Source organism: Fibrobacter sp. (genome assembly GCA_012523595.1).
Taxonomy (GTDB): Bacteria; Fibrobacterota; Chitinivibrionia; order Chitinivibrionales; family Chitinispirillaceae; genus JAAYIG01.
On the sequence record JAAYIG010000191.1, the window covers coordinates 17,067 to 27,348 of the forward strand.

The 10,282-nt window shown below is 43.9% G+C and carries 9 protein-coding genes; 6 read left to right on the forward strand and 3 right to left on the reverse strand.

Annotation, left to right across the window (positions count from 1 at the left end; all coding sequences use genetic code 11):
* Positions 1-46 precede the first annotated feature (46 nt).
* From GX089_12755 to GX089_12770, 4 genes are read left to right on the forward strand one after another with little or no spacing between them, the layout of a single operon-like run.
* Positions 47-625, forward strand: coding sequence for a hypothetical protein (locus tag GX089_12755; protein NLP03359.1), 579 nt, complete (start codon positions 47-49; stop codon positions 623-625).
* The gene (locus tag GX089_12760; GenBank protein ID NLP03360.1) at positions 586-930 is read left to right on the forward strand and encodes a hypothetical protein; all 345 of its coding nucleotides are present in this window, start codon (positions 586-588) and stop codon (positions 928-930) included. Before GX089_12755 ends, GX089_12760 begins: the two co-directional genes overlap by 40 nt.
* Entirely contained in the window at positions 906-1,223 is a 318-nt protein-coding gene (locus tag GX089_12765) for a hypothetical protein (protein NLP03361.1), read from the forward strand. Before GX089_12760 ends, GX089_12765 begins: the two co-directional genes overlap by 25 nt.
* Positions 1,224-1,234: 11 nt before the next feature.
* A complete protein-coding gene (locus tag GX089_12770) occupies positions 1,235-2,242 on the forward strand; it encodes a flippase-like domain-containing protein (GenBank protein NLP03362.1) in 1,008 nt (335 codons plus the stop codon).
* A gap of 57 nt (positions 2,243-2,299) precedes the next feature.
* Here the strand turns inward: GX089_12770 and asnB are convergent, their stop codons facing one another.
* Positions 2,300-4,165 (reverse strand): asparagine synthase (glutamine-hydrolyzing), encoded by a 1,866-nt coding sequence (gene asnB, locus GX089_12775; protein ID NLP03363.1) that lies wholly within the window; start codon positions 4,163-4,165, stop codon positions 2,300-2,302.
* Complete coding sequence (locus GX089_12780; GenBank protein ID NLP03364.1) at positions 4,165-5,124, reverse strand: glycosyltransferase family 2 protein; 960 nt, start codon at positions 5,122-5,124, stop codon at positions 4,165-4,167. Before GX089_12780 ends, asnB begins: the two co-directional genes overlap by 1 nt.
* 517 nt (positions 5,125-5,641) lie before the next feature.
* Here GX089_12780 and GX089_12785 point away from each other — a divergent pair.
* Positions 5,642-5,962: an RNA-binding protein gene (locus tag GX089_12785; protein ID NLP03365.1), complete on the forward strand. Its 321-nt coding sequence runs from the start codon at positions 5,642-5,644 to the stop codon at positions 5,960-5,962.
* Positions 5,963-6,111: 149 nt separating this feature from the next.
* On the forward strand, positions 6,112-7,608 hold the full coding sequence (locus GX089_12790) for a B12-binding domain-containing radical SAM protein (GenBank protein ID NLP03366.1): 1,497 nt from the start codon (positions 6,112-6,114) through the stop codon (positions 7,606-7,608).
* On the opposite strand, the gene GX089_12795 is transcribed toward GX089_12790, so the two are convergent.
* On the reverse strand, positions 7,601-10,246 hold the full coding sequence (locus tag GX089_12795; GenBank protein NLP03367.1) for an HAD-IC family P-type ATPase: 2,646 nt from the start codon (positions 10,244-10,246) through the stop codon (positions 7,601-7,603). The two genes, GX089_12790 and GX089_12795, sit on opposite strands and share 8 nt — an antisense overlap.
* Between the last annotated feature and the right edge of the window lie 36 nt (positions 10,247-10,282).

Genomic DNA, 10,282 nt, shown 5'->3' on the forward strand with positions numbered 1-10,282 from the left:
GAATTCATACAGTTTGTAAAAAGGCAACAGGGAGTATAACGGAAATATGAAAATTTTCTGTCCCAGAGTTTTAAACGGGAACAGAGGCGACATCGCCAGCAGGCTGGGGGTTCTGCTTACATTCAGAAAAGAGGGCGTTTTGGATATTGTCGTATCCTGCAGACGGAAAGAAGAAATCTTTCCATCAGGATACACTGCTGTCCCCTGCGGAAAGCTTTATAATTTTCTCCCATCGCGGGCAGGACTGAGGGTGCTTTTGGACTGTGATGCAATAATATGGACATGCGGCCTCGATCTTCAGGATGACTCCAGTCTTTTAAAGCTGTTGCATACTTTTTTACTTTTCCTTTACTACAGGATCCTGGGAAAAAAAATTTATGTTCTCAATCAGGGTGCCGGTCCTATCAACAGAAAATCGGGTGTCTTTTTGACACGTCTGATACTCTCCTTGACAGATCTCTTCATTACACGTGACAGCCGGACCCACAATCTTCTCTCCTCAACAATCCTGAGGCAAAACTGTTACAGGGATACGATGCGATTTTTACATCATCATTTTCTGAAGTGCTGGGTTCAGACAGAGCATTGTATCCAAAGGATATCTCCGGACAGCGATCTCCACTGATCGGCTTCAATATCAGACGATGGTACCACTTTTCTTCCAGTCTGCTTCCCTACAAATATGACCGTAAATCTTATGAAAGCCGTGGGGTAGCGGATATGGAGAAGATTGTCTCAGCCGGGATAACTTTCTGCAGTAGAATGATTAAAGAATACAATGCCCGTATTCTGCTTTTCTCGATGTATGAGGCAGGGATTGATCCGTGGGAGAGTGAGGAAAAGTACCTGATAAAGATCAGAGATACAGTAGGGAAGGGAATAGAGCTTTTGACACATCTGCCACCCTGGAAGAGTTTTGTAATGGAATAAGTTCATGTGACATTATGGTTGGAATGAGACTGCATTCTACACTTCTTGCACTCAGGTGCGGAGTTCCGGCCATCAATCTGAGTTATACACTCAAGGGCAGGGATATTTTTTCGGATCTGGGTCTTGGGGATTGGGTTGTCGATCTGGACACATTTAAAGACTCTCCTGAGGAACTTGTGGTTAAGGTACGATCTCTCCTGCAAGAGAAACAAAAATTGGATAATATACAAAGAGTAATAAGCCTGAATGATGCTGTAATCAAAAAATGCATAATGCAGATTTTACAGACATAAGGTTCCTGAGGATGAAAGGTAAAGTGGTGAGGAATAACAAAGTCTTTCGTCTTATCTTGAGGATATTCCTTACTTATGGTATATCAATATTCCTGCTGATTTACCTGTTCAACAAAGTGGATACGGCAGCAATAGGCCGAACCATAAAGGATGTCCCTGCTGTCAATTATCTGCTTGCCGTGTTGTTATATTTTGTCTCACAGGCACTTTCTGCTTTAAAATGGAGCATATTGGTAAGAAATGCACCGTTTCCCCTCATGCTTAGATGGACATTCATTTCACAGTTCTTTGCATCTGTAATTCCTGGTCAGGTTGGCGGGGATGTGATAAAGGTATATGGGCTTAAAAAATATGGAATCAGCTTAGGAAACTCTGCTGCCAGTGTGATAATTGATCGTATAATCGGCCTTGCAGCTTTGATGGTGTTGATTAATGCAGCCATGTGGAGATCAGAATACGGCAGTACTATTCCTTTCATCAGGACAGTTGTCCTTGTAATTATGTGTGGTATATTTGTCTTTGGATTGATTCAGATTGTGATGGTTAAAAAGTTTGAAGTTCCCTTAGAAACTGTCAAAAGGGGATTAGTATCTCTTGTAATCAGGTTCATGACCTCTTTGCGTCAATCCGGCAGCAGTTTACCACGGGTAAGTACCTCTTTTTTACTTTCTCTCTTTTTTCAGTTACTATCGATAGTAAAAATATATGCAGTAGCCAAAGCACTCATTCCCTCTGTCTCCTTTACAGACTGGTGCTGGATCGGAGGTATTGTATCTGTAGCGATGTTATTTCCTGTATCTGTTGGCGGATTGGGGATCAGGGAGGGAGGGTATGTGGTATTACTGGCAATTTTGTCAGTTTCTGTTGAGAATGCAGTTGCATTATCACTGACCATGTACTCAATACAGTTGATTGGTGCATTAAGCGGCTTTGGTTTGTATGCTTTTGGTCTTTTCGATACAAGAGGAAAAGCGACTGAATCACATGTGCGAAATGCGGATGCAATTGATTTTCAGTAAATGTTCCTGAGAAAATGATCTCAGAAACACAATTCTGCATTGGAGTAATAAGGAATTCTACATAAGGTTTTTTTTCAGATATTTCTCAAGCACCCACATGTTCCAGAGAAATCCTCTGTTGTCTGCACGACCATCGATATGATCACTTGATTGCTTACTGATAAATCCGCTTTTCAGTTGTGGTAAGGAATTACTGTTTTCCAGACAGAGTAACTCTTTCTGGAACCATTTGCCGACAGGTACACCAAATCCCTTTTTCTTCCTGTGAATGATCTCTCTGGGTAATACAGGTTCCAGTGCTTTCTTTAAAATGTACTTGGTTTCTCCGTTGCGGTATTTATAACTGCCCGGAATTTTCCTTACAAAATCAACCAGATCGATATCGAGGTATGGAGTTCTTACCTCAAGAGAATTCATCATGCTTGCACGATCTATCTTTACCAGAATGTCATCTTGCAGGTACAATCTTGTAAAAAACTGAAGTGTCCTGTCAATCAAGCTGTTGAGTCTGCAGGAATCCCAGCACTCGATAGCCTCGGAATAGATCTCTTCTATATCTGCTTTCTCCCTGAATAAGTCCTCGATACCGTAAGGGTCAAGAGGACCCATCCAGACCGGATTCCAGAGCTTTTTGTCGTAAGAGATTCCTCTCAGTGTCCTTTTCAGTTTGAAATCCAGGCTCATGTTTACATGAGATACAGGAAGTCTCTGCACTGCCATAAGAATCCCTTTGTGCAGTACTCCCGGGATAAGCTTTGAATAAGATTCTGCTTTTCTCAAAGCTCTGAAAGGATCATAACCGGCAAACAGCTCATCAGCACCATCTCCTCCAAGAGCTACAGTCACATGTTTTCTTGTTTCCTGGCATAGAAGAAAAGTCGGTAGTAAAGAGCTGTCTCCCATCGGTTCATCAAGCCTGTCGATTATGCTTTCCAGAAGGCTTTTTGCGGTTTCCAATGAGAGTGTACTGTGGTAGTGCCGGGATTTGATCAGGCCTGCTGCGAATTCAGCATGTTTTGATTCGTCAAAACTTGGCTCCTTAAACCCGATCGAAAAAGTTTTCAGGCTTTCTCCGGCTGTATACCGGGAGGCGAATGAAGCTACCGATGATGAGTCGATTCCACCGCTGAGAAAAACACCTAAAGGTACATCGGAAACAAGACGCCGTCTGACTGCTTTGCATATAAGATCACGTAACTGTTCACACCAGACTTCCTCTCCACCTGCCGGTACGCTCTCAAAAGGTTCGAGGTTAAATTCCCAGTACCGGCTGAGCGAGATTTTCCTGTCTGATATATAAAAGATAAGATTGCATCCCCCCGGCAGCTTGTAAACTGATTTGTAAATTGAGTTTGGGGCAGGGATATACCCATAGGCGAAATATTTCTTGAGTGAAAGATCTGATATGGTACTCTTGAAAAGAGAATGTCTTCGAAGGGAACTCAGTTCTGAAGAAAAAATGAAAGTACCGGAACTTAATGTGTAATAGAGAGGTTTTTTCCCGAATCTGTCTCTGCTTAAGAAGATACGATTTTGCTCCTTATCATAGATCGCAAATGCCCACATTCCATTGAGTTTTGAGGGGAGTTGCGGGCCCCACTCCCTGTATCCGTGAAGTAGTACTTCAGTGTCTGAGTGGTGGCTCAGGAACCGATGGCCTGATTTCTGAAGGACTTCTCTGAGTTCCAGGTGATTGTAGATTTCTCCGTTAAAAGTGATCCCCAGAGATCCATCCACTGTCCACATCGGCTGTGATCCGCACTCAATGTCAAGTACAGACAGCCGCTTGTGTGCAATGTAAACTCCTTTTTCCGGATCATCCCAGTACCCTTCCGCATCAGGTCCTCTGTGGGAAAGGGCTTTGTTCATGTTCCGCAGATCCTGGATATTTCCGGACCCAGCGAATCCGCATATTCCGCACATCAGGAAAGATGCTCCAGGTTCCTGGTGTAAGCAATCTGGTAGGATTTCCTGCCCTGAGATTCATAGTAGGTCATCATGTTTATCTGCGCCAGAAGGCCCATAAAAATGGAGATGACACCGATTAGCAGGAATAATATCGCCAGAAGTGGTAATGGAGTCTGAATAAAACTCTTCCCGCCGAAATATTTGAAATAGACCATTCCCCCGAATGTAAGCAAAGACAGAAGAAAACTGAAAAGGCCGAATCCACCGAAGACATAGATTGGCTTCTGGAAATAAGCCTGGATGAATTTTACAACAACAAGGTCAAGTGCTACCTTTACAGTTCTTTTCAGACCGTATTTTGATTTCCCATACTGTCTTGGGCGGTGATTTACCGGGATCTGTGTTACTCTGGCTCCGTTCCAGCTTGCGTAAATCGGAACAAACCTGTGCATCTCTCCGTAAAGGCGAATATCCTGCATTATTTCACGTCGATATGCCTTAAGGGTGCATCCGTAGTCATTGAGCTTTACACCAGATATTAACCGGATGAAAAAGTTGGCGATTACACTTGGGAAGGTGCGCAGGATTGTATTGTCTTTGCGGTTTACTCTCCACCCCGAGCAGACATCATACCCTTCGTTAAGCTTATCAATAAGTAAAGGGATATCCGCAGGGTCATTCTGCAGATCCGCGTCGATAGGTATGATTATATCACCCCTGCAATGATCTATCCCTGCCATCATTGCCGCGGTCTGCCCTGAGTTTCTCCTGAAGTGAATCACTTTACAGTTCTTATCCGAGGCAGAAATGCTGTCAAGCAGTTCCCGGGTATTATCTGTCGAACCGTCATCGATGATAATTATTTCATAGCTGTACTTTTTTGCTTCCATCACTTCCCTGATTTCTTCAATCAGTTTTGGAAGACTCTCAGCCTCATTGTATGACGGTATAACGATGGAGATATAGGTTGGGATGGTTTGTTCAGACATATATGGATCAGGTAACCTATCTTTTGGAGAATTATTTATGTAGATAAATTATAGTATACAATTTCTTTAGAATCAATGGCTTAGTTGAGTATTGGAGGCAGGGGATGGGGGAGTGGTTAATTCATGGGAATCCCCAAAAAAAAGAAACAGGTGAAAACTGGAAATAAACAGATGGAAAAATCGTAATTTTTATGATTGAATTTTGATTATGTAAGAAAGTATATTAATTTTCGAGTCTGCTCCGCGAATTGTAAAATTCTCAGCATATCTGGTTATAAACGCGGACATCCTCACAAATCCAAGGGATCATCTCGCATCAGTACTGACCCGGATATTTCAAGAACAAGGACTTTTCGATCATTTTTCTCTTAATCTCTCTGGCCTTCACTGTTCCAAGCATAATCCATTTCGGAGGGGGTTGTTATCTACTCTGAAAAATCGTTCTGGGATGTGCATAAGCCAGGTTCTTTTCTCAACACACTATTCTTTTACAGGAGGGCTTATGCCTAAGAAACTTTTTGTCGGAAATCTTCCGTTTTCCAGTTCGGAAGAATCTATCAGGGCACTTTTTTCCCAGTACGGAGAGGTAATATCTGTGAAGATCCCTACCGATCAGATGACCGGGAGACCCCGCGGGTTCGCATTTGTGGAAATGGAGAATGCAGACACTGCAATAGCCGAACTGAACAACTACAGCTTTGAAGGAAGGAATATCAAGGTTGATGTTGCTCAGGAACGTCCAAGGTCCGGTGGTGGTGGACATGGTGGTTATAACCGTGGCGGCCGTGGCGGAAGAGACGGGGGAAGAAGGAACAACTGGTAAGAACACCGACATCTATAAAGCTTGAACCTGGAGTAGCCCACTACTTCAGGTTCATTATTCCCGCATATCCTGCTTTTAATATCTACTCACATATTGCAAGTACAACCACAGCTCTGGGACCTGTGTGTGTCGCAACTATTGTAGACAGAATGGATTCCTGGAGCGCGGAAATCATCGATGAGAACAGTTTTCATCGTAACTCCCTGCGCCTGCCTGACGGCAGTGTTGACCACAGGTCACTTCAGAGCCTCCGCAAAGCGGATGTTGTTGGATTTTACGGCGGACTCACAAGCACCATACCACGTCTTTACAGCATCGCAAAGATCTGCAAAGAAATGGGTATTGTCACCATCGCCGGTGGACAGCATTTCAATGATGAAACTCTTCAGGAAGCACTCAATTCAGGGATCGATGTCGTAGTGCTTGGTGAAGGGGAAGTAACAATCAGTGAACTGCTTGCTGCTTTTGATTCCGGAAAGCCACTTGAAGAGGTGAAAGGGATAGCATTCCTTCAGGACGGAAAGATTGTCAACACTGGATACAGAGATCCTATCGTTGATTTTTCTTCTTTCCCGCTCCCTGATTTCTCTCTTGTTCACCATGCGAAAATCAGCCTTTACCCGGTAGAGCGGATCAGAGGGTGCGGTATGGAATGCGAGTTCTGTACTGTCAAGGGAAGACCCAGGCCGTCTCCTCCTGAAAGACTGATGAGCCAGATCTCAAGGCTTGCTGAGACCCGCAAAGCCAGGAAATTTTTCATTGTAGACGATCTTTTCGGGCAACAAAGGGAAGAGACGCTGCGATTCTGCCGCATGCTTGCTGACTACAAAGAAAGACTGGGGCTCAAGCTGGATTTTACAGCCCAGATACGACTCGATAAGGGACATGATTCCGAGTTGCTTACCGCTATGAGAAATGCTGGCATTAATACAGTTGCCATTGGCTTTGAGTCTCCGGTACGGGAGGATCTCGAGACGATGAACAAACATCTCCGCCAACAGGAGATGGTTTCTCTAGTCAAAGCTTACAGAAAGCATGGCTTTTTTATTCATGGTATGTTTATCTTCGGCTATCCGTCACTGGAAAAACCGCAGGGTAAAGATGAGATCCCCATGAAGGAACGTGTTAAAGTCTTCCGGGAATTTATAAAAAAAGCACGTCTGGACACCATCCAGGTTCTTCTTCCTGTTCCCCTTCCAGGCACTGAACTGCGTAAAAGATTACAGGAAAATAACAGGGTTTATGACAACAGTGTTGTCGGATGGGAGTATTACGACGGGAATTTTCCTCTTTTTGAACCTGATCCACCTTTTTCTCCTGTACAGCTTCAGAGTGCATCTCAGAAGATTACAGGCGGATTTTACCGCTTCAAAAACATCTTGTGGATAATTCTGAACATATTCTCATTTTCATCTATGATTTTCTTTCTGCACGATATCAAACTCGGATGGAAACTCTGGTATAGAAGATGGAGAAACTCGGTATTGCGATTTGGCGGATGGATCACTTTTAAGAATTGGACATCAGATTTCAAGAGGAATGTATTCAGCGATAAGATCAATTACGCAAGAGCATCACTCTGCTCACGGGGGAAATCTCCCAGAGCCGGGAAGCAGATGTCTTCTATGATCGATTCTGTCAAATGATTCTTTTTCGCCGGGATCTCTTGAATTTATCAATCTCGACTACCAGGATTATTATTGCCCCGATTGCTGCTGTCTGAAACCAGGTTACAATGCTCAGAGATTCTGTTTTCAGGATATACTGAAGCGGATACCAGTGGAACGCAGCAATCTGGGCTGCAAGGGAAAGCAAAAGACTGATAAGAAGGAATTTGTTGGAAAAGAAGGGAATCGAGAAGACCGATCTGTTCATGGATCTTGAGTTCCATCCCTGGAAAAATTGAAAAAAGACAATTGTGTTGAGTGCTGTAGAGCGGGCGTAGGATAAAGAATTTGTCTGCAGGTAGTAGAAATATAGGATAAGAGTACCCACAGCAATCACAATTCCTCCAAATATTATCCTGACAAGAAAAACGCTGTTAATGATGTTTTCTGAGGGGTTTCGTGGCGGCCTGAGATGGATGTCCTGTTCACCTGGCTCATAAGCCAGTGCAACATCCTGCAGCCCGTTTGTGACGAGGTTTATCCATAATACCTGGGTTGCAAGGAATGGAAGCTCCAATCCCATCATCAGAGCCCCAATTATTGCTCCTGCTATTCCAGCGCTGGATGAAAGAAGAAAATAGGTTACTTTACGGATATTATCGAAAATGACTCTTCCGACCTTGACAGCTTCAAATATGGAGGCGAAATTGTCATCCTTGAGCACCATATCCGCAGCTTCCCTCGCTACATCGGTACCTGTCTTTCCCATTGCCACACCAATATCCGCTTTCTTGAGCGCAGGCGCGTCATTTACACCATCTCCGGTTACTGCAACTACATTGCCTTTCTGCTGGAGTATATCCACAATTGAGAGCTTGTGATGAGGTGCAACTCTGGCAAAAACTGATACTCTGCTGATATTCTGTTTTATGTAGTCACTGTCATGAGAATCGAGTTCCTGACCAGTAAGTACCAGATCATCTTTTTTAAGTATCCCTATCTGCCTGGCAATAGATCTGGCTGTGATCTGGTGATCTCCGGTTATCATGACAACCCTCAATCCCGCACTCTGCGCATCTTTTATCGCCTCTATCGCACTTTGACGCGGAGGATCGGTGATAGCCTGAAAGCCTGCAAACCTCAGCCCTGAATTTACTTCACTTTCGATATCGATCTCATCCGGGCATATACGATAATGCTTTACAGCAAATCCTAACACCCGCAAACCCTCATCAGCCATGTGAGCAGCCCTGGAGGCAAGTTTATAGTTTTTTTCCTCTCCTGAAAACTTCAGTATTTTTTCAGGTGCCCCTTTCACCAGAAGAAAACAGGCTCCGTTTTTGCGGTAGAGCATTGCCATGTATTTACGCTGTGAACTAAACGGAATCTCATCGAGCAACTCATACTGGTACTCACTTTTCTCCAGATCTATTCCGTATCTTTTTGCCGCAACTTTCAGAGCCCCTTCCGTAGGCGATCCATCTACATGCCATTCCCCGTTTTCCTCATAGAACACGGAGTTGTTGCACAATGCACCTGTCAACAACAGCAGTTCGAGATCCTTATCCTTTGGATTGACTGCTCCATCGAGTATTATTTCTCCTTCTGGATTATACCCGCTGCCCTTGAATATGAATTCCTTGTCATTTGTAAAAGCCTTAACCACACTCATCCGGTTCTCAGTGATGGTACCGGTCTTGTCTGAACAGATATAATTACAGCTTCCCAGGGTTTCCGCTGCCATGAGCTTTCTTATGATGGCGTTTTTTTCGGCCATTCTGCTCAAGCCTACAGCCATCGTGATCGTAATAACTATCGGAAGACCTTCCGGGATAACTGCCACAGACATACTGATTGCAAAAAGAACCATCTCCAGAGCATCACGACCTGTAATTACACCTCCCAGAAAAACAAGAAACGCCAGAAAAAGCGAAACTACTCCAACCATTTTTGAAAACTTCGCCAGACGATTTTCAAGCGGTGTCGCTTCCTTTTTCGTCTGTTCGACATCCCTGGAAATTTTACCCAGTTCAGTAAATTTCCCGGTTGCAACTACAACTCCTTTGCCTTTGCCATGGGTGACAACCGTTCCCATAAAGGCCGTATTTGTCTGATCTGCTACAGGAAGGATTTTCTCAGGAAGAGGTTTCTCATTTTTGTGAATTGGGTTTGATTCTCCGGTAAGAAGCGATTCGTCGATCTGCAGTTCCCTCTGCTTAAATATGCGCAAATCAGCCGGTACCTTATTCCCTGATGAGAGTCCGATTATATCTCCTGGCACAATCTCTGAGGCATCAATTCTCTGCTCTTTTCCCTCACGTACAACCGTAGCCTTTGTGGCAGCCATCCTTTTAAGAGCCTGAATAGCTTTATCGGCCCTGTACTCCTGGATGAAACCCACTATCGCATTGATAATGATTACAGTCATTATAACTGTGGTATCGATATATTCTTTAATGAGAAATGCTACAATTGCGGCGGCTATAAGAATCAGAACAAGAGTATCTTTGAACTGACCCAGAAAAATAAAGACAGGGGATTTGCCTTTTTTTTCTTCGATTTGATTGGGGCCGTATTGGGACAGACGTTTCAGGGCGTCAGCATTGGTTAACCCCTGTTCGTCTGTTCCCAGATCGGCCCAGAGCTGTTGAGTTGTTCTGGCGTAGAAGATCTGCATATGTTTTGGACTCAGGGTTGAGGGTTTAGGGGAGAA